This window comes from Pontibacillus yanchengensis Y32 (assembly GCF_000770635.1).
GTDB classification, from domain to species: domain Bacteria; phylum Bacillota; class Bacilli; order Bacillales; family BH030062; genus Pontibacillus; species Pontibacillus yanchengensis.
In genome coordinates this window covers 34730-53719 of sequence record NZ_AVBF01000006.1, presented here as the reverse complement: position 1 = coordinate 53719, position 18990 = coordinate 34730, and the positions used below count along the sequence as shown (strand labels likewise).

The following is an 18990-nucleotide window of genomic DNA, read 5'->3' as shown; positions in this document are numbered from 1 at the left end:
CCTTTACTCACCTAACACTTCTAATACAATCTCATTGTTTGTATAAACACAAATCTCACCTGCAACTTCTAATGCTGCCTGTGCAATTTCACCTGCTGTTTTGTGATCAGCATATCTCTTCAATGCTCTTCCAGCACTTAAAGCGTAATGCCCACCAGAACCTATTGCCAGTATATCGTCATCCGGCTCAATAACTTCACCAGTTCCAGAAACTAACAGCATCGTATCTTTATTCATCACAATAAGCATAGCCTCTAATTTTCGAAGCACTTTATCACTTCGCCACTCTTTAGCCAGTTCCACTGCAGCTCTTTGCAAATTGCCATCAAATGCTTCTAGCTTTGCTTCAAATTTTTCAAATAGTGTAAAGGCATCTGCAACAGAACCAGCAAAACCAGCCAAAACTTGCCCTTTGTATAATGTACGAACTTTTTTTGCTTTATGTTTCATTACCACCGCATTACCAAATGTAACTTGACCATCACCACTCATAGCACTTTGGCCATTATGTCTGACGGCAAAAATAGTTGTAGCATGAAATTGTTGTTCCAACCTATCCACCTCTTCCCATTCGTTTATCACCTTAAGCTCTTGGATGACTATTATTATATATTTTACGCAAATGGTCTTTTGTTACATGAGTGTAAATTTGTGTAGAGGACAAATGTTCATGACCTAATAATTCTTGTACAGACCGTAAATCTGCCCCTTCATTTAACATGTGAGTTGCAAAGGTATGCCTCAACTTATGAGGATGTACATGAATAGTTAAAGCTGCTTTTTGAACCATTTGATCCAAAACTTTCCTCAACCCTCTATCCGTAAGAGGAGTGCCTTTTGCATTTAAAAAAACGTATTGGGTAGTTTGATTTGATTTTGTTAATAGTTGGCTCCTACCATTAGAAATATAATCTGATAATGCGCTCTGAGCAAAGCTACCAAATGGTACGTACCGCTCTTTTCTACCCTTCCCTTTTACTAGAAGTGTACCTAAAGAAAAGTCAATGTCTTCTATGCTCAGTTTTACACATTCACTCACACGCATGCCAGTTGCATATAGTAATTCTAATATCGCTTGGTTCCGTTTCCCGAGAGGAGTTTTTAAATCACTTACGTGAAAAAGCTTTTCCAGTTCTTCTTCATATAAAAACTCAGGAATTGGTTTGTTCATTTTCGGTAAGGAAATATTTAAAAAGGGGTTAAACTCTATTTTACCTTCTCTTTCTAGAAATCGATAAAACATTCGTAAACTCGATAGCTTCCGTGACACTGATCTTCTAGACATTTGTTTATCGTATAAATCAGTTAAAAAAATACGAATCACAGCATAATCCACATCTAATAAAGAAGTGATAGCCTCTTTATTTAGAAATTGCAGAAATGAATCCAAATCGTATTCGTAAAATTGAATGGTATTAGCGGAAGCATTTTTTTCAATTTGTAAGTATTCAATGAATGCCTTTCTTTCCTCTTGAATTTCCATTCCATCACCCCACATAAGGCGTTTAAATAGTAACACAGTTCTATACCTTATGCAATAAACTTTACTAAATTGTAACAAAATTCTGAATTGTTATCAATTTAATTCAATTTACTAACTTTTATCAGTCTAGACCATTGAATGGATATTATTCAAATTTCTGTCAAGCACTTTTCCTTACCACTCGTAGATTATAGCTTTAGTGAGAAATAGGTGTCAAATAAAGTTTTATATTCATTCGTAATCTTTACAAAAACTTATTAGAATTATAAAAATATATATACTTTAATACCTTGGAATTTATCATGTATTAATAGTTACTTTATTACAATTTAGACGTTTGAAATAGCTTCTTCCATATTCCAGAATAGCCCCATTATGTTGAAGACTTGAAGTTGAGATAATTTGGGGATGATAGATGTTTCCGTTGCTTTAAATGGAATAAAGGTGGCCGTGGAACAACTCGCGTCCTGCCGGCGAGCTGCCAAGCCTCCTCAAGCCCAAAAGCGGGGCTTTGCGGGGTCTTGCCTACATCTTTCTCCGGCGGGAGTCTCGTCGTTCCACGGCCACCTTTACTGTTGTTGGGATGAACGGAAACATGGCCAGATTAGAGTGGGACTGCTTCGGAATCATGGTATTCACGAAGCGAGGAATGAATTATGACACAAGGTGATGCTATGCGGACATATAGTCTCTTATCCTTCGATTTAAAGGCTATTTTGCATTCGTAACGGACATACAGTACGCTATTAAGCCAAAATCACCTTAATATAGTGTGTTTTTTCACAAATAAGGTATCATATGTCCGTTAGCCTCTCCAAAATAAGTTTTTTACAGTAAATAAGAGCATATATGTCCGTTAGAAGATGTCCAACGTATTTCCGAGAGTCCTATCGTAACATTTCAGCAGGGATGGGTGGGAAACGGGGAGACTCGGGAGAAAGAGGTCGGCGATATCCCCTGAGGGTGCATTTCCCCGAAGGTAGCTTGAGAAGGGGAGGTTCGACTAAAACCGTCACATCGTGTGACAACGTCGAACGACCCTACGTCGTGTAGGGCCCCCCGCAGGACGCGAGCCGTTTCCCACCCATCCCTAACCCTTTTTATGTATCGGACTTACTCCTTCCCAATAAGCATCTCGAAAACTATGTCTTCCATATTATGCCCTCTTATCATGAATAACAGTTACTTTTTATTTACTAATTAACAAAAATACGTACAAATTATACTAAGTCCAAAATAAAAAACCTGGCTTCCAATGGTAAGGGAAGCCAGGTTGGTTCTTTTTTATTGTTGTGTTTCTTCCTTGTAGTTACAAGATGTACATTGGACTTGTGTACCTTTTTTAGCTTTCTTCTCCACCAATAAGGATTCACATTTAGGACAAGGGCGACTAATAGGTTTATCCCAAGAAATAAAGTCACACTCCGGAAAACGATCACATCCGTAAAAGGTACGACGTTTTTTACTTTTTCGTTCAACTACGTTACCTTCTTTACATTTAGGGCATTTTACACCAATCTCTTTTAGAATAGGCTTGGTGTTTCGACAGTCAGGGAAGTTTGAGCATGCCAAGAATTTTCCGTAACGTCCCATTTTGTACACCATTTCATGTCCGCACTCTTCGCATGTGACACCAGCGGGTTCATCTTTAATCTCGACTTCTTCCATTTCTTTTTCAGCCTTTTCTAGTCGCTTTTCGAAGTCTTGATAAAAATCATCGATAACTTGTATCCACTGTTTTTTCCCTTCTTCAACTGCGTCCAAGTTTCCTTCCATCTCAACTGTGAAGTCCACATTAATAATTTCAGGAAAATACTCTCTTAATAATTCAACTACGATTTCACCTAACTCAGTTGGTACAAATCGTTTATTATCCAAGCTTACATATCCACGTCTTTGAATAGTATCTAATGTGGGAGCATAAGTAGATGGACGTCCGATGCCCATTTCCTCCAACGTTCTAACTAGACGAGCTTCTGTATATCTTGGTGGTGGCTGAGTGAAGTGTTGGTTTGGTTCGATTTTGGAAGCCTTAACAGTCATACCCTCTTCTAGCTCAGGTAAGTACTTATCTTCTTCCTTTTTATTATCATCGCTTCCTTCAACGTAGACCTTCATAAAACCTTTGAATTTCACTTTAGATCCAGTAGCTCTAAATTCAACATCTTCATTTAATAAATGAGCAGTTATTGTGTCCATCACGGCAGGTGCCATTTGACTTGCAACAAAACGCTCCCAAATTAACTTATATAAACGAAATTGATCTCTTGATAAGAATTCTTTTATTGTTCTTGGATCACGTATTGTTGATGTTGGCCTTATTGCTTCGTGAGCATCTTGTGCATTTTGTGCATTCTTTGTTTTTTGGCTTCCTTGCCCTAGATATGTTTTGCCATACTTCTCTTCTATATAACCCGCAGACTCTTTCTGAGCGCTTTGAGATATCCTTGTAGAATCAGTACGCATATAGGTTATCAGACCAACCGTACCTTCTTTTTTTCCTAACTCTATACCTTCATAGAGTTGTTGAGCAAGCATCATCGTTTTCTTTGCTTTGAAATTTAACTTACGTGCTGCTTCCTGTTGCAAGGAGGAAGTTGTAAAAGGGGCGGCCGGATTTCTTCTTCTTTCCCTTTTATTAATTTTATCAACGGTAAAGTCTTTACCTTGCATTTTTGCAAGAACACTATCAACGTCCTCTTTTGATGATAGTTTTTCTTTTTTGCCGTTTAAACCATAAAATGAACCGTCAAATGATTCTTTGTCTTTTTGGAAGTTACCTTCTATTGTCCAATACTCTTCTGGTTTAAATTCGTTTATTTCATTCTCACGATCAATGATAAGCTTTACAGCGACGGATTGTACTCGTCCAGCGCTGAGTCCTTTTTTAACTTTCTTCCATAATAATGGACTGATATTGTAACCAACCAACCTGTCTAATACCCTTCTTGCTTGTTGGGCATCTACTAAATCCATGTCGATAGTACGAGGATTCTTAAATGATTCTTTTATAGCATCTTTCGTAATTTCGTTAAACACAACTCTACATTGAGATGTTTCATCCATATTTAGGCTGTGTGCCAAATGCCAAGCAATTGCTTCCCCTTCTCTGTCAGGGTCGGCTGCTAGATAAACTTTCTTCGCTTTCTTAGCGGCTGTTTTCAATTCTTTCAGGACAGGTCCTTTACCTCTTATTGTAATGTACTTAGGTTGATAGTCTTCTTCCACGTTCACACCCATTTGACTTTTAGGTAAATCAATTACGTGTCCCATTGATGCTTTTACGGAATATTTTTTTCCTAAATAACGTTCTATTGTTTTTGCTTTTGCTGGTGATTCTACAATAACCAGATAATCTGCCATATATGTTTCCTCCCAAATGGGGTTCATTTTCAGTTGTTAGTTCTATTGTTATTTTGAAAACGTTTATTATTTTAAAATCTTCCCTATTATTAAATATTTCATCTCAGTTTGTCAAACGCACAAATTGATAAATCTTTCATTTTATGGATGATTTATACAGGAATTTGACGTTTTTCTACAAAGGTACCTCCCATATTACAACCAATCTTCCTCAATGTCGTAGGAGCTTTGGACTAATTTAGCACCCTGTTGGATTAATCGATGACATCCTACTGACATGGGTGATGTAATTTCCCCTGGTACCGCATACACTTCTTTTCCTTGTTCCAAAGCTTGATCAACAGTAATAAGTGATCCGCTTCTTTCTTTTGCTTCAATCACTAATGTTCCTTTGCTCAAACCACTAATAAGGCGGTTACGCTCAGGGAAATGCCATTTTTGAGGTTTGATATGAGGAGGATATTCACTAACTAGGAGGTGATCCCTTCTGAGTTCTTCCATAAGTCTCTGATTTTCTAAAGGATAGCAATGGTTAAAACCAAATGCAAGCACAGCGATCGTTCGACCTCCTGAATCGATTGTTAATTTATGAGCAAAGGTATCAATTCCTCTTGCCATACCACTAACAATTACGCACCCCCGCTCTATTAATGGTGTTAGGACACTCTTCATTTTTGGATATGCTTTAGAGGAAGGAGTTCTTGTTCCTACTACACTGAGAGAAGGAGATTGACTTAACAAAGATAAATCACCATTAAAAAATAAAACCATTGGCGGATCAGGAATTTGATTAAGGTAAGAAGGAAACATGGGGTGGTTATTTGTTAGCACAATACCTTGTTGGAAATAGGTTGTTGTAAGACTTTTCATATTACTGGAGTGTATAAACTGAAACACACGAGTAGATTTTTTTAGAGGGATTTGTAAAAAGGAGGCGAGTTGATCAATAGATTTCGAATAAGGAAGGATTAAATCAGGGTCTTCTTTCATAAATCTTCTCAGTAAACGGCGATTACCATTCAAAGCCAAATGAATATGACATAAGCGGAATTCATAATTTTTCATCACATCTATCCTTTCTTCTAACAAACAAGTTTGTACTATTATTAACACACTAAACTTAATCGCATCATAAGAAAGCTCCTGGGGGTAACCAGGAGCTTTTTATCATCATGTTAATGTGTTTTACACTTTTCGTAAATACCATTATTTTTCAATACATTGATGAGTGTTTCACCCATCACTGCTGGCGTTTCTGCTACTTCGATACCACATTCATTCATTACAGAAATCTTTTCCTCTGCAGTTCCTTTTCCACCAGAGATAATCGCACCAGCGTGTCCCATACGTTTTCCTGGGGGTGCTGTGCGGCCTCCGATAAAGCCAACAACAGGCTTATCCATATTTTCTTTCACAAAACGAGCAGCTTCCTCTTCTGCGGTACCACCAATTTCCCCAATCATAATTACACCATAAGTATCAGGGTCATCTTGGAATGCCTGTAAAACATCGATAAAGTCTGTACCATTTACAGGGTCTCCGCCTATACCTACAGCAGTAGATTGACCAATACCAGCTTCAGAAAGTTGATGTACTGCTTCATATGTTAGTGTTCCACTACGGGATACCACACCAATATGGCCTTTTTTGTGAATATAGCCAGGCATAATACCGATTTTACATTCTTCTGGCGTAATAACACCTGGGCAGTTTGGTCCTACAAGGCGAGTTTTCTTGCCTTCCATATAGCGTTTAACTTTTACCATGTCGATTACTGGAATATGTTCTGTAATACAGATTACCATATCCAATTCTGCATCTACAGCTTCCATAATTGCGTCAGCAGCGAATGCCGCAGGAACGTATACAACAGATGCAGTTGCGCCTGTTTGTTCAACGGCCTCGTCAACAGTATTAAAAACAGGTACACCTTCTACTTCTGTGCCACCCTTTTTTGGTGTTACACCACCAACAATTTGAGTTCCGTACTCAAGCATTTGTTTTGTGTGGAAAAGTGCAGTAGAACCTGTGATTCCTTGCACAATGACTTTAGTATCTTTATTAATATATACACTCATTTTTGTCCGTCCTTTCTTATTTTACTAGTTCAACAATTTTCTGAGCCGCTTCAGCCATTGATTCAGAGGCTGTAATATTTAGTTCTGACTCATTAAGAATTTGTTTACCTTCTTTTACGTTTGTACCTTCTAAGCGTACAACAAGAGGAATCTCTAAACCTACTTCTTTCGTAGCTGCTACAACACCTTCAGCAATAACATCACATTTCATAATACCACCGAAGATATTAACGAGAATTCCTTTAACACTAGAATCGGACAAAATGATCTTGAACGCTTCTGTAACCTTTTCTGTAGTGGCACCCCCACCTACATCAAGGAAGTTTGCGGGCTCTCCGCCATAATGCTTAATAGTATCCATGGTTGCCATAGCAAGTCCAGCACCATTAACCATACAACCGATGTTCCCATCTAGAGCAATATAACTTAAGTCATATTTAGAAGCTTCTATTTCTTTTGGATCTTCTTCATCTAAGTCACGATATTCTAAAATATCTTTTTGACGGAATAAAGCGTTATCATCAAAGTTTAACTTTGCATCTAATGCTAGGACCTCACCATCACCTGTAGTTACAAGTGGGTTGATTTCAGCAATGGAGCAATCTTTCTCAACAAATACTTGATAGAGTCCCATCATGAACTTAACTGCTTTACCTAGTAGTTCATCAGGGATGTTAATATTAAAGGCTAATCGACGTGCTTGATAAGGCATTAAACCTGCAACAGGATCAATAACCTCTTTGAAGATTTTTTCAGGCGTATTTGCAGCAACTTCTTCTATCTCTGTACCGCCTTCTTCAGAAGCCATCATCGTTACGCGAGAGGTTGCACGATCAAGTACAATACCTACATAATATTCCTTTTGAATGTCACAGCCTTCTTCAATCAGTAAGCGCTTAACTTCTTTACCTTCAGGGCCTGTCTGATGAGTTACCAGCTGCTTCCCTAGAATTTCATTGGCATATGTACGCACTTCATCTTGGTTTTTTGCTACTTTTACGCCACCAGCATTACCGCGTCCTCCAGCATGGATTTGTGCTTTTACTACCGATACATTTGAACCTAGTGCATTAGCAGCATCTACAGCTTCATCTACGGTATAAGCCACTTTACCATTAGGAACGGCAACGCCGTAACTACGCAATATTTCTTTACCTTGATACTCGTGAATGTTCATGTTCCATCCTCCCATCAAATTGTCACTGCATGACCATTGTATAAAAAATATGTGTGAATTGTCCACAAATTCATTTACAATATGCAAAACTTTCACGATTTTCTCTTTCTTCTCACAAGAAAACGAGATAAAGTGACTGTAATTATATTATGTAAACTAATGTATCAATAGAATTCTTAATAAATAGGTCTCTTTGTAAAAATCCTAAGTTAACAATCTATCCAGACCGTTTATCAACTTGATATACAAATGCGAATACTTCCGCTACAGCCTGATAAAGGTCTTCTGGGATTGTTTCATTTATATCTAGCTCTCCAAGCAAATTGACTAAAGCAGGGTCTTCTTGAATAGGTACCTCGTGTTCTTTAGCACTTTCTTCGATTCTAGAAGCAATTTCTCCTTTCCCCTTTGCTACAACTTTAGGAGCTTCTAGTTCTTCAGCATTATAATTTAAGGCAACTGCTTCTTTTCGTTTCTGTTGTTCACTCATATTTTTAAATCAAAGCCTCCTTGAGGATAAGTTGAAGATGTTGAATTAGATACTTTTGATTCCTGCTGACTTTCATGGATAGACCGATGTCTGACTGTAGAGACCTGATACCCAACTTGTTCCAAACCATGTTCTAAAGACGGCTTTAAAGGTTTAATAAAAGAAGATGCTTTTTCGTTATCTGAAAAGATAGTAAGCTGAACGATTCTTTTTTGAACGCGCATATCAATAACTGTTTCTTTTAAAGAACCCAATTCTAAATAAAATAGTATATGGCAATAATCCGGATCTATCTCATCATTATCATTCTTCTTCCCTTCCATATCCATAAATAGATCTTGTTCTAAACCAAACCAATCACCTGGAAGCTGAAGATTCATTTGAAGCAATTGATCATTCTCCTGGACATTTAATGCCATACCATTCAGATGGTGGAGGACTGTTTGTAATTTCTCTGTCAACTGAGAACTAGATCCATCTTGCATGGCTTGTAATACTGTAGATTTTAATGATTGATTAACATGGTCTTGATTATGAAGAAGCTGACTCTCAAGATTCATCCCTGACGATTGTAACGAAGACTTTAACTGGACGTAAAACTGTTCTTTACTCCCTTGGAATAGTTGAGGTTGATCTTGCTTTGCATGATTTAACCAATCAACTAATACTTGCATTTGCTGTTGAGTTAACTGTTTTCCAGAAATCTGCTGAAATTGACTCATCATATTTGAAACAGAAGCTGATTGTTGTTGTAGGAGTTGTTTTGGATTTTTACTTGATGCAAATTCTTGCAATACGTTATATGCATCACTACTTAAAGTATTTTTTAGAGCTTGTGTTAAAGCCTGATTTTGATTAGAAAAAAATAATTGTTGCGCTTTTTGATGCAACGTATTTACTTGTTTTTGGTCCATATTATTATGAGTGTTCCCAGCTTGCTCTGGTTTAACTATGTTTGTCAAAGTTGATATCCATTGTTGCAACTGTTGCTGCTTCCCCCCCTGAAGAGGTAACTGTTGCTGTAATAGATTTAACAGTCTCGTTGCCATATCACTAGATGAGTTATTGTTGTTCGTAATCTGGGATAATAATGCCTGCGGTATGGCCTTATCTGTTGAGGCATTTTGGGTGACATGGTTCATTTGGGACTTCAAATTTTGCAATGAATTAGCTTCCGCCATAATTCCAGCCTTTTGTAATACATGTATGCTTTCCGATCGATCTGAGTTTATATGAGCATTCAACGTATGAAGCACCTGTTGAGGAAAATTAGTTGTCGATCGGTTCATGGCAGTTTTTATTTGTTGTAATAATTGCTGTTGACGATTTGTCGTTGGTTGGTTTTCTAAATCTGTTTCAACAGAATGTAGGGTTGAAGATAATGACTGTTGTCCTTCTACTCTCGCCTGTAATGCTTGAAAAATCGAAGCTTTAATAGGCATTTTTCGTTTTAACATATCTACCATCACTTGGTTAAAACCTTTTTGGTCACCGAATTTCTCCATTAAGTTCATCGCCTTCAGAAGGTCACCTTTTTGTAATGGAATGTTTTGGTTTAGTAACGTCTGTACTAGATTGGCACGACTCTTCGTAAAAGATATTCCTAACTGCTGCAATACCTGGGTGGTATGCTTTTCGGAGTGTTGCATCCCTGCTTCATTCATCACTTGTAACTGGACCACCTGGTCATTGGACTTTACTTGAAATAAATACCTCCCATTAAGATTCAAGGCGGCTTCTAACTGAGCAGTTACTTGTTGATTACCAAGCTGAACGAGTGCACGTTGGCTTGGGTAAAGCTTTAGTACTTTTCCTGTTATCATTTGGCCTGGTTTAAGAGATTGTTGTATAGACTGTGTTTTAGAAGATTTCAGTGTCTCTATCAGTTGAGATGTAATGGTAGAGGACAATATTATTCACCTCCATAGATGGCTTTGCGGACAGGGGAAAATGAACGTCTATGGTACTGAGTTATTCCATGCTCTCGAATGGCTTGCATGTGTTTTTTCGTTCCATATCCCATATTACTTTCAAATTGATAGGCAGGAAACGCATTATGGAGGGTTTCCATATAGCGATCTCTTGTTACCTTAGCTAGCACACTTGCTGCTGCAATTGAAATACTACGTGCATCTCCCTTAATTAATGCATCGTAACTTATCCTGATATCCGGTAATTCTACTGCATCTATCAATACATGATCAGGATTAGGATCTAATTGGTTGAGTGCTTTATGCATTGCTAACTTCGTAGCCTCATGTATATTTATTTCATCAATTTTTTCACTGGGAATCACACCTATCCCATATGAAATTGCTTCCTTTTTTATCGTGTCAAAAAAGAGAGCTCTATTACTTCCAGTCAATTGCTTTGAATCGTTTAGCCCTTCTAAGTAAAAATCTGATGGCAAAATAACTGCTGCTGCTACTACAGGTCCAGCTAAAGGACCACGACCTGCTTCATCAACTCCTGCAATAAACTGCTTCCCCTCTTGGAGGTAGTGATTCTCGAACGCTTGCATTTCCTCATATTGACGCTGTAATTTTAGTTTATGTTCTTGCTTTTTTTCATACTGCTCTACTAATTTTTGAACACCTTTACGGCTATCATTTTTAAAAGCTATGTATTGATCTTCTGTAAACTTCCCATTATAGATAAGTTCTTTAATCTGGGCGATTGTTAAGTCAGGTTTCATATAATCCTCCACTTTTCTTTATATCGGATTTTATTATCTATAGTAAAGTATAAATAAATGGATTGCCTATTAATAATAACGCTTTATTAAAGTTTATTGTTGATATAATATTAAAACAGTTTTATGTTCTTCCATAAGAGAGACGAAGCCGAACGAGGAGGCTTTACCGATTGTCCGCAGGAAGCGAGTAAATCACCACCGGATCAAACACTCAGCACCAAACATTCCTTATATATCTATCCATGCAAGAAAGGCTGACCCAGTATGAGTCAGCCATGTGTCACTCTGTTTCTTCTTGTTCAACTACTGCAGGCGTCTCGAGCGTAATTGCACCTAATTTGTTAGATCGTAAATCACGGATGATAACGTCAGCTACTTTATCAAAATTAACCTTACCACCGCTTTCTAAACAACCACGCTTCTCACCAATGTGCTCGAACACTTCCCCCATTTCTTCAATAGAAGGAGGGAGATCATAGCGCTCTAATAATAGAGAAGGATAATGCGTTTGTAGAAATCGAATTATAAATGCCGCTACATCTGGAATAGGTAAAATATTATCTTTAATTGTTCCAATAGACGCTAAACGATAACCGACAATTTCATCTTCAAATTTAGGCCACAATATCCCAGGTGTATCTAATAACTCAAAGTCTTTTTTCACCTTTATCCATTGCTGTGCTTGTGTAACGCCTGGCTTGTCCCCGATTTTTGCAATCTTTTTCTTTGCAAGTCTATTAATCAATGTAGATTTCCCTACATTCGGAATACCTATAATCATTGCACGAGCTGGACGTGGGCGAACTCCTTTTTTTCGGAGCTTTTCTAATTTTTCATTTCCAAGTTCTTTTGCCTGTTGCACAACTGTTTGGATATCCTTTTGCTGTTGAACATCTACAGGTAGAGCAATGATTCCTTGCTCTTTATACCATTCCACCCATTGTTCTGTTACTTGTGCATCAGCTAGGTCTTTCTTCATTAATAAGACCATTTTCGTTTTTTGATTTAACACTTGATGAAGCATTGGATTTTGAGATGAATAAGGAGCTCTAGCGTCTACTAATTCAATAATAAAGTCTACTAGCTTTAACTTCTCTTCTACTTCCCTTTTAGCTTTGGCCATATGGCCTGGAAACCATTGAATAGTCATAATCAATCACCCTTTTCAGTTCACAGTTCCAATCCGACTCGGTGGCCAAATTTTAAATTGAGCCTCCCCTACAATCCGCTCTATTGGGATGAGTCCTAATCTTCTACTATCTGTGGAGTTATTTCGATTATCTCCTAATACCAATACATACCCTTCAGGAATTTTTTGATATCCACCTGGTAAATCCTCAAGTGAAAAATTGAAGGTATATGTTTGATTATCATTAAGCTGTTGAAGTCTATTTTTTATAAATGGTTCGCTCACAGGTTTCCCATTTACCAATAACGTTTCGTTTTTGTATTCAATATGTTCACCTGGCAAACCAATTACTCGTTTGATATAATTTCGGGTTTCTGTTGCATGAAATACAACAACGTCAAAACGCTCTGGATCTCCTATCGTATAACTTATTTTATTAACTATTAAGTAATCCCCATCATGTAATGTTGGTAACATAGAGGGCCCATCTACGATAACTGGAGAAAACAAAAACACACGTATAATAATAGCAATTGCGGCGGCAATACCTAGAGCTTTCACCCAGTCAAACCATTCACTTCGTTTTCCAGTCACCCTTCACCCCTCCACAGAAACTCTTAATGAATTTTTTTCGTTCTATTGATAACAAAAAGGAGCCTGTCAATGCAAGCTCCTTTTTCGGTGTCATCTTAGCGAAGTTCTTTGATACGTGCTGCTTTACCACGTAGGTTACGTAGATAGTAAAGTTTAGCACGACGTACTTTACCACGACGACTTACTTCGATTTTATCAACGCGTGGAGAATGTACAGGGAATGTACGCTCAATGCCTACACCGTAAGAAATCTTACGTACTGTAAATGTTTCGGAGATTCCTCCGCCACGACGTTTGATTACAACACCTTCGAAAACCTGGATACGTTCACGATTGCCTTCAACAACTTTAACGTGAACTTTTACAGTGTCACCTGCTTTGAATTTAGGAAGGTCTGTACGTAGTTGGTCTTGTGTTACTTCTTGGATTAAGTTTTGCATCCTTTTTTCACTCCTCTTCACTAATGCTCATGCCTGGATAACCTAGCAGCGGAACATCGTTTTATTCTTAAGTACAATCACTTAAGCACAAGGTTTAATATACCATAATTAAACTTTGACTGCAATATTTGATCATTCATTTTTCCATGATTCTATCCATTCTTTTTCCTTTTTACTCAATGAATAGTCTTGTAATAAATCTTTCCGCCGCTCATAAGTCCTTTTAAGTGATTGTTGGTGACGCCATTCGTCAATTTTAGCATGATTTCCAGAGAACAATACCTCTGGGACATGCATCCCACGGAAATCTCTAGGACGAGTATAATGAGGGTGCTCCAACAAACCATTAGAAAACGAATCTTCTGGTGCTGATGATTCATTACCAAGAACACTAGGCAACAATCTTACAACACTATCCATGACGACCATAGCTCCAAGTTCTCCGCCTGTTAACACATAGTCACCAATGGAAATTTCATCTGTTACAAGATGAGTACGAATACGTTCATCATAACCTTCGTAATGACCACATAAAAAGATGAGATGTTCCTCTTGCGCCAATTCCTCAGCTTTTTGTTGTGAATGAGGCTCTCCTTGAGGACATAACAAAATCACCCTAGGAGGTTTAGTTTGAGAAGACTTCTCTTTTACTGCATCTACTGCATCAAATATAGGTTGAGGTGACAGTACCATACCTGCCCCTCCACCATAAGGAGTATCATCCACTTTATTGTGTTTGCTTTCAGTGTAGTCTCTAAAATTCACAGTGTTATAGGAGAAGGCATTCATATCCTGTGCCCGCTTCATAATCGAAGAATTTAATACTCCTTCAAACATTTCGGGGAATAGTGTAAGAATATCGATATGCATCAGTCTAGCAGCCCTTCCATAGGATTAATGATAATCTGCTGTCGTTCCATGTCCACTTCTTGAACAATTTGTTCAATATAAGGAATCATTGCATCCTTTTGTTGTTTCCGTTTAACAACCCATACATCATTTGCGCCTGGAGATAAAATTTCCTTCACGGTTCCTACTTCTTCACCATCTGTTGTAACGACATGACAACCAATAATTTCATGGTAATAGAATTCTCCTTCATCCAAAGGGGTTTGCTGCTCTTGAGTAATGGACAGAGAGCCACCTTTAAACGGTTCAACGTCGTTTAGTCCATCATACCCCTGAAAATGAAGAAGGTGAAAGTTCTTATGCATTCGGTGCCCATCAATTGTTAATTTAGTAATGTTTTGATCATTTTCGTCTTTCCAATACACAATTTTACCTGGCTGAAATCGATCTTCGAAATCTGTTATTTTGATGACGCGAACTTCTCCTCGTACTCCATGTGTGTTTACAACTTTTCCTACTGTAAATAATTGTTCTTCCATTCTCATCACCTATTCATCAATTCTGATCACTTTGCCATCTTCCACTATGATGGCGCCTTCGTTCATAAGTATCTCCCAATCATCACCTACGTTAACTTCAACAAGTGTCTCCACTTCATCTTCTGTTATTTCACTACCAAGAGGCAGCACCTGTAACTGTTCTAACTTATACTCAACCCAACGTATTCTTTCTCTGCGACGGTCAATCTCACGTTGGAATCGCTTCGACACTTCTTCACGAGATACGTTTTGTTTCATTTCTATTTTTCTTTTTTCAAAAGACAATTGCTGGCATTCTTGATCTAATTGGTTCTTCTGTTTCTCGAAATCATGGGCTAATTTTTGTTTACTCTTTTCAGTAAGTATTTGCTTAACGGGAACCTTTTTCATTATTCTCATGATTCTGTCCTCCGTATCCCTCTTGAACTAGATTTTCACACCCATTACAAGTAGCAAGAAATCAAGGTATTATATTATCCCTCTTCTTACTTCTAGATAGCCTAACAGCAGTAAATGAATATATACTTAAGAACTCAATGTAGAGGAACTTAAGTAAGCCATTAAAGAAAGAATACCAATTTATTCTTTACTTATAAAAAAAGGGAAAGGTCTCCCCTCCCCTTTTTACATGATATCCAAGTAAACTCTTTTCGTTGAATTTGATGCCGCAGCATAGACAACAGTTCGAATTGCCTTTGCTATACGACCATGTCTGCCGATCACTTTTCCTACATCTTCTTTGTGCACAGATAGATGATAGGTGATTTTATTCTCTTCTTCTTGCTCATGAACAGTAACTTCATCAGGGTAATCGACTAGAGGTCGAACCATCGTTTCAATTAGGGCTTTCATGATATCACACTACTTTACTTTTGAGTTTTTTGTGCGTGAAATTTCTCCATGATGCCTTGTTTTGAGAATAAGTTGCGTACTGTATCAGATGGCTTAGCACCTTTTGTCATCCAGTCAAGTGCTTTTTCTTCATTTACAGTTACTTCTGAAGGAGTAGCTGTTGGGTTGTACGTTCCAATCTCTTCGATGAAACGACCATCACGTGGTGAACGGGAATCTGCTACGACTAGACGATAATAAGGGTTACGCTTTGAACCCATGCGCTTTAGACGAATTTTTGTTGCCATATTATAAAACCTCCATATTTTTGATTCATAAATAATATCATTACACAAGTAAAGATTGTAGCAGACAATCAAAAGTGTGTAAAGTGTTTTTACATTACATTATAAAAAATGTGTAAGACTTAGGTGCCTACTTTTGCTATTGCATGAACGGTAGCTTAAATCCTCCGCCACCTTTGCCTTTTTTGCCTTTTTGGTTGGTCATTTGTTTCATCATTTTCTTCATATCACTAAATTGCTTAAGAAGTCTATTCACTTCAGCAACTGTGCGCCCCGAACCTTTGGCAATACGTTTTTTTCGGCTTGCGTTCATGATACTTGGATCTTCTCGCTCTTTCTTGGTCATCGACTGAATAATGGCCTCAATATGGTTGAGTTGCTTTTCATCAACCTGTGCATTTTTGAGCCCTTTCATTTTATCGGCTCCAGGAATCATACCTATGAGTTCATCAAGAGGTCCCATATTCCGGACTTGTCCCATCTGTTCTAGGAAGTCATCCAATGTAAAGGACGCGTCCTTCATTTTTTGTTCAAGCTGTTTAGCTTGATCTTCATCTACTTCATTTTGAGCCTTTTCAATTAGGCTGAGCATATCTCCCATACCTAAAATACGTTGAGCCATACGGTCTGGATAGAAAGGCTCCAATTGATCAAGCTTTTCACCCATACCTGCAAATTTAATCGGTTTATCCGTTACAGCCTTAATGGATAATGCTGCACCACCACGTGTGTCACCATCCAGCTTGGTTAGTACAACGCCCGTGACATCTAATTGTTCATTAAATGTTTCAGCAACATTAACAGCATCTTGACCTGTCATTGCGTCAACTACTAGGAATGTTTCATTTGGTTGAACATTTTGACGGATTTGCTGTAGTTCATCCATTAAATGCTCATCCACGTGTAAACGACCAGCAGTGTCAATGATAACATAATCATTGTGGTTGTCTTTTGCTTGCTGAATAGCCTCATTTGCAATATCCACAGGGTTTGCTTCTGTACCTTTTGAAAACACAGGCATATCAAGCTGATTACCCAATGTTTCTAACTGATTAATAGCTGCAGGACGATAAACGTCCGCTGCCACAAGTAAAGGATTACGATTATGCTGCTTGCGAAGATGGTTTGCTAACTTCCCTGTAGTAGTCGTTTTTCCGGCACCTTGTAAACCAACCATCATAATAACCGTTGGTGGTCGGTTCGCAACAGCAATCTTGCTTTGCTCCCCACCCATTAGGTCCGTCAACTCTTCCTTAACCACTTTGATTACTTGCTGACCAGGGGTAAGACTTTGCATGACCTCTTGACCTACTGCACGCTCTTTAATGCGCTTGATAAAGTCTTTAACAACCTTAAAGTTTACGTCTGCCTCTAGTAATGCTAGACGTACTTCACGGGTCATTTCTTTCACATCAGCTTCGGTAACCTTACCTTTGCCTTTTATCTTTTGAAACGTATTTTGCAGTCGGTCGGCTAACCCTTCAAATGCCATATAAGCCGTCCTCCTAATCTAAATTCTCAAGTGTATGAATGATGTCTAATGCATCATCATTACCTTGTTGAATGGAATCTTTCAATTGATCGAGTAACTGTTGCCGCTTTTGAAATCGTTCATACAAGTGCAACTTTGTTTCATATTCTTCTAGCATGGTTTCTGTACGTCTTATATTATCATAAACGGCTTGACGACTCACATCGAATGTGTCTGAAATCTCCCCTAAAGAATAATCTTCAAGGTAATAATACTCCATGTAACTACGCTGTTTATCGGTAAGCAATTCTTGATAAAAATCAAATAAATAGTTCATGCGTGTTGTTTTTTCAAGCAAAGCAAGCACTCCTTGTTAAGTGAAAAGCCTTTACATATACAAATAGTACAAAATCTTATAGGGGTCTGTCAAGGCTAGACCTTGAATATTATGTGGATTGATCTTCCTGTTCTTCAAGCATATCTGCAAATAGCCCGTACACAAAGGCATGAGCGTCAAAGGCCTGTAGGTCGGTAACTTTTTCCCCTAGTCCTACGTATTTTACAGGAATATCTAATTCATTTCGAATCGCCATGACAATACCACCTTTAGCTGTACCATCAAGTTTTGTCAGTACGATTCCTGAAACGTTTGTACTCTCAGAGAAAGTTTTAGCTTGACTTAATGCATTCTGACCTGTTGTAGCATCTAGCACGAGTAACGACTCATGAGGCGCTCCTGGAATCTCACGTTCAATAACTCGTTTCACCTTAGAGAGCTCATTCATCAGATTCACTTTGTTCTGAAGACGACCAGCTGTGTCACATAAAAGTACGTCAGCACCTTTTGATTTAGCTGATTGAATTCCATCATAGATTACTGCAGCAGGGTCACTACCCTCACTGTGTTTTATAACTGGAACATTTACACGCTGACCCCAGATTTCTAATTGTTCAATTGCTCCAGCACGAAATGTATCTCCAGCAGCAAGAACAACATTTTTTCCTTGGTCTTTCAATCGTTGTGCCATCTTACCAATTGTGGTTGTTTTTCCTACACCATTTACACCCACAAACAAAATAACAGATAGCCCATCTTCATTTAATTGCAGCTCCTCAATCTCCTCATCATCATCACCATAATAAATCTCTACGAGTTTTTGGGAAATGACTTCTTTCATTTTGGAACTATCTTTAATATTTTGACGTTTCACTTCCATTTTCAGTTCGTCTATCAAGTCCATCACAGTATTAACACCTACGTCAGCAGATATAAGAATCTCTTCTAATTCTTCAAAGAATTCCTCATCCACTGTACGATACTTAGCTACTAGATCGTTCACCTTGCTCGCAAAAGAGTTTCTAGTTTTGGAAAGCCCTTCTTTGAACTTTTCAGAGATGCTCTCCTTTTCTTCTGCTTCAACTTCTTCTCCAGCTTCTCCTTCATCTTGAGTTTCTGGTGAAGCTAGATTATCTTGTTCTTCTTCCTCTTTTTTTGTAATCTTTTCTTTCAACTTTTTAAAGAAACTCATCTTCACTCATCCTTTCA

The 18990-nt window shown here is 38.0% G+C and carries 20 protein-coding genes; all 20 read right to left on the bottom strand.

What is annotated here, in order from left to right; genetic code table 11:
* Nucleotides 1-3: 3 nt before the first annotated feature.
* Entirely contained in the window at nt 4-552 is a 549-nt protein-coding gene (gene hslV, locus N782_RS03740; protein ID WP_036816345.1) for an ATP-dependent protease subunit HslV, read from the bottom strand.
* A 31-nt stretch (nt 553-583) separates the two neighbouring features.
* On the bottom strand, nt 584-1483 hold the full coding sequence (xerC, locus tag N782_RS03735) for a tyrosine recombinase XerC (RefSeq protein WP_036816342.1): 900 nt from the start codon (nt 1481-1483) through the stop codon (nt 584-586).
* Between the two features lie 1284 nt (nt 1484-2767).
* Nucleotides 2768-4846: a type I DNA topoisomerase gene (topA, locus tag N782_RS03730; RefSeq protein ID WP_036816340.1), complete on the bottom strand. Its 2079-nt coding sequence runs from the start codon at nt 4844-4846 to the stop codon at nt 2768-2770.
* Nucleotides 4847-5041: 195 nt separating this feature from the next.
* Nucleotides 5042-5911: a DNA-processing protein DprA gene (dprA, locus tag N782_RS03725; RefSeq protein WP_036816339.1), complete on the bottom strand. Its 870-nt coding sequence runs from the start codon at nt 5909-5911 to the stop codon at nt 5042-5044.
* A 110-nt stretch (nt 5912-6021) separates the two neighbouring features.
* Nucleotides 6022-6924, bottom strand: a complete 903-nt coding sequence (gene sucD / locus N782_RS03720; protein ID WP_036816336.1) for a succinate--CoA ligase subunit alpha — start codon at nt 6922-6924, stop codon at nt 6022-6024.
* Between the two features lie 16 nt (nt 6925-6940).
* Nucleotides 6941-8101, bottom strand: coding sequence for an ADP-forming succinate--CoA ligase subunit beta (sucC, locus tag N782_RS03715; protein WP_036816334.1), 1161 nt, complete (start codon nt 8099-8101; stop codon nt 6941-6943).
* 217 nt (nt 8102-8318) lie between these two features.
* On the bottom strand, nt 8319-8591 hold the full coding sequence (locus N782_RS03710; RefSeq protein ID WP_036816331.1) for an EscU/YscU/HrcU family type III secretion system export apparatus switch protein: 273 nt from the start codon (nt 8589-8591) through the stop codon (nt 8319-8321).
* Nucleotides 8588-10501, bottom strand: coding sequence for a hypothetical protein (locus N782_RS03705; protein WP_036816329.1), 1914 nt, complete (start codon nt 10499-10501; stop codon nt 8588-8590). The genes N782_RS03710 and N782_RS03705 overlap by 4 nt, the downstream gene beginning before the upstream one ends.
* A 2-nt stretch (nt 10502-10503) precedes the next feature.
* Complete coding sequence (locus N782_RS03700) at nt 10504-11286, bottom strand: ribonuclease HII (protein WP_036816327.1); 783 nt, start codon at nt 11284-11286, stop codon at nt 10504-10506.
* A gap of 280 nt (nt 11287-11566) precedes the next feature.
* Nucleotides 11567-12436, bottom strand: coding sequence for a ribosome biogenesis GTPase YlqF (ylqF, locus tag N782_RS03695; RefSeq protein ID WP_036816326.1), 870 nt, complete (start codon nt 12434-12436; stop codon nt 11567-11569).
* A gap of 15 nt (nt 12437-12451) precedes the next feature.
* Nucleotides 12452-13009, bottom strand: coding sequence for a signal peptidase I (gene lepB, locus N782_RS03690; RefSeq protein ID WP_036816324.1), 558 nt, complete (start codon nt 13007-13009; stop codon nt 12452-12454).
* A gap of 95 nt (nt 13010-13104) precedes the next feature.
* Nucleotides 13105-13449: a 50S ribosomal protein L19 gene (rplS, locus tag N782_RS03685; protein ID WP_036816318.1), complete on the bottom strand. Its 345-nt coding sequence runs from the start codon at nt 13447-13449 to the stop codon at nt 13105-13107.
* Nucleotides 13450-13581: 132 nt separating this feature from the next.
* Nucleotides 13582-14319, bottom strand: coding sequence for a tRNA (guanosine(37)-N1)-methyltransferase TrmD (gene trmD / locus N782_RS03680; protein ID WP_036816316.1), 738 nt, complete (start codon nt 14317-14319; stop codon nt 13582-13584).
* Complete coding sequence (gene rimM / locus N782_RS03675; protein WP_036816314.1) at nt 14319-14837, bottom strand: ribosome maturation factor RimM; 519 nt, start codon at nt 14835-14837, stop codon at nt 14319-14321. Before rimM ends, trmD begins: the two co-directional genes overlap by 1 nt.
* A gap of 9 nt (nt 14838-14846) precedes the next feature.
* Nucleotides 14847-15236: a YlqD family protein gene (locus tag N782_RS03670; protein WP_036816312.1), complete on the bottom strand. Its 390-nt coding sequence runs from the start codon at nt 15234-15236 to the stop codon at nt 14847-14849.
* A 225-nt stretch (nt 15237-15461) separates the two neighbouring features.
* Nucleotides 15462-15689, bottom strand: coding sequence for a KH domain-containing protein (locus N782_RS03665; RefSeq protein ID WP_036816310.1), 228 nt, complete (start codon nt 15687-15689; stop codon nt 15462-15464).
* Nucleotides 15690-15703: 14 nt separating this feature from the next.
* Nucleotides 15704-15976, bottom strand: coding sequence for a 30S ribosomal protein S16 (rpsP, locus tag N782_RS03660; protein WP_036816307.1), 273 nt, complete (start codon nt 15974-15976; stop codon nt 15704-15706).
* 136 nt (nt 15977-16112) lie between these two features.
* The gene (gene ffh / locus N782_RS03655) at nt 16113-17465 is read right to left on the bottom strand and encodes a signal recognition particle protein (RefSeq protein ID WP_036816304.1); all 1353 of its coding nucleotides are present in this window, start codon (nt 17463-17465) and stop codon (nt 16113-16115) included.
* 13 nt (nt 17466-17478) lie between these two features.
* Nucleotides 17479-17802: a putative DNA-binding protein gene (locus tag N782_RS03650; protein ID WP_036816302.1), complete on the bottom strand. Its 324-nt coding sequence runs from the start codon at nt 17800-17802 to the stop codon at nt 17479-17481.
* An 88-nt stretch (nt 17803-17890) separates the two neighbouring features.
* The gene (gene ftsY / locus N782_RS03645; RefSeq protein WP_202595664.1) at nt 17891-18973 is read right to left on the bottom strand and encodes a signal recognition particle-docking protein FtsY; all 1083 of its coding nucleotides are present in this window, start codon (nt 18971-18973) and stop codon (nt 17891-17893) included.
* Nucleotides 18974-18990 lie beyond the last annotated feature (17 nt).

What these genes read in the sequence shown, in the direction of transcription:
- ylqF (WP_036816326.1), bottom strand. Translation starts at nt 12,436, where the DNA reads ATGACTATTCAATGGTTTCCAGGCCATATGGCCAAAGCTAAAAGGGAA.
- sucD (WP_036816336.1), bottom strand. Translation starts at nt 6,924, where the DNA reads ATGAGTGTATATATTAATAAAGATACTAAAGTCATTGTGCAAGGAATC.
- N782_RS03700 (WP_036816327.1), bottom strand. Translation starts at nt 11,286, where the DNA reads ATGAAACCTGACTTAACAATCGCCCAGATTAAAGAACTTATCTATAAT.
- rplS (WP_036816318.1), bottom strand. Translation starts at nt 13,449, where the DNA reads ATGCAAAACTTAATCCAAGAAGTAACACAAGACCAACTACGTACAGAC.
- trmD (WP_036816316.1), bottom strand. Translation starts at nt 14,319, where the DNA reads ATGCATATCGATATTCTTACACTATTCCCCGAAATGTTTGAAGGAGTA.
- sucC (WP_036816334.1), bottom strand. Translation starts at nt 8,101, where the DNA reads ATGAACATTCACGAGTATCAAGGTAAAGAAATATTGCGTAGTTACGGC.
- rpsP (WP_036816307.1), bottom strand. Translation starts at nt 15,976, where the DNA reads ATGGCAACAAAAATTCGTCTAAAGCGCATGGGTTCAAAGCGTAACCCT.
- N782_RS03665 (WP_036816310.1), bottom strand. Translation starts at nt 15,689, where the DNA reads ATGAAAGCCCTAATTGAAACGATGGTTCGACCTCTAGTCGATTACCCT.
- ftsY (WP_202595664.1), bottom strand. Translation starts at nt 18,973, where the DNA reads ATGAGTTTCTTTAAAAAGTTGAAAGAAAAGATTACAAAAAAAGAGGAA.
- xerC (WP_036816342.1), bottom strand. Translation starts at nt 1,483, where the DNA reads ATGGAAATTCAAGAGGAAAGAAAGGCATTCATTGAATACTTACAAATT.
- rimM (WP_036816314.1), bottom strand. Translation starts at nt 14,837, where the DNA reads ATGGAAGAACAATTATTTACAGTAGGAAAAGTTGTAAACACACATGGA.
- N782_RS03670 (WP_036816312.1), bottom strand. Translation starts at nt 15,236, where the DNA reads ATGAGAATAATGAAAAAGGTTCCCGTTAAGCAAATACTTACTGAAAAG.
- ffh (WP_036816304.1), bottom strand. Translation starts at nt 17,465, where the DNA reads ATGGCATTTGAAGGGTTAGCCGACCGACTGCAAAATACGTTTCAAAAG.
- N782_RS03710 (WP_036816331.1), bottom strand. Translation starts at nt 8,591, where the DNA reads ATGAGTGAACAACAGAAACGAAAAGAAGCAGTTGCCTTAAATTATAAT.
- dprA (WP_036816339.1), bottom strand. Translation starts at nt 5,911, where the DNA reads ATGAAAAATTATGAATTCCGCTTATGTCATATTCATTTGGCTTTGAAT.
- topA (WP_036816340.1), bottom strand. Translation starts at nt 4,846, where the DNA reads ATGGCAGATTATCTGGTTATTGTAGAATCACCAGCAAAAGCAAAAACA.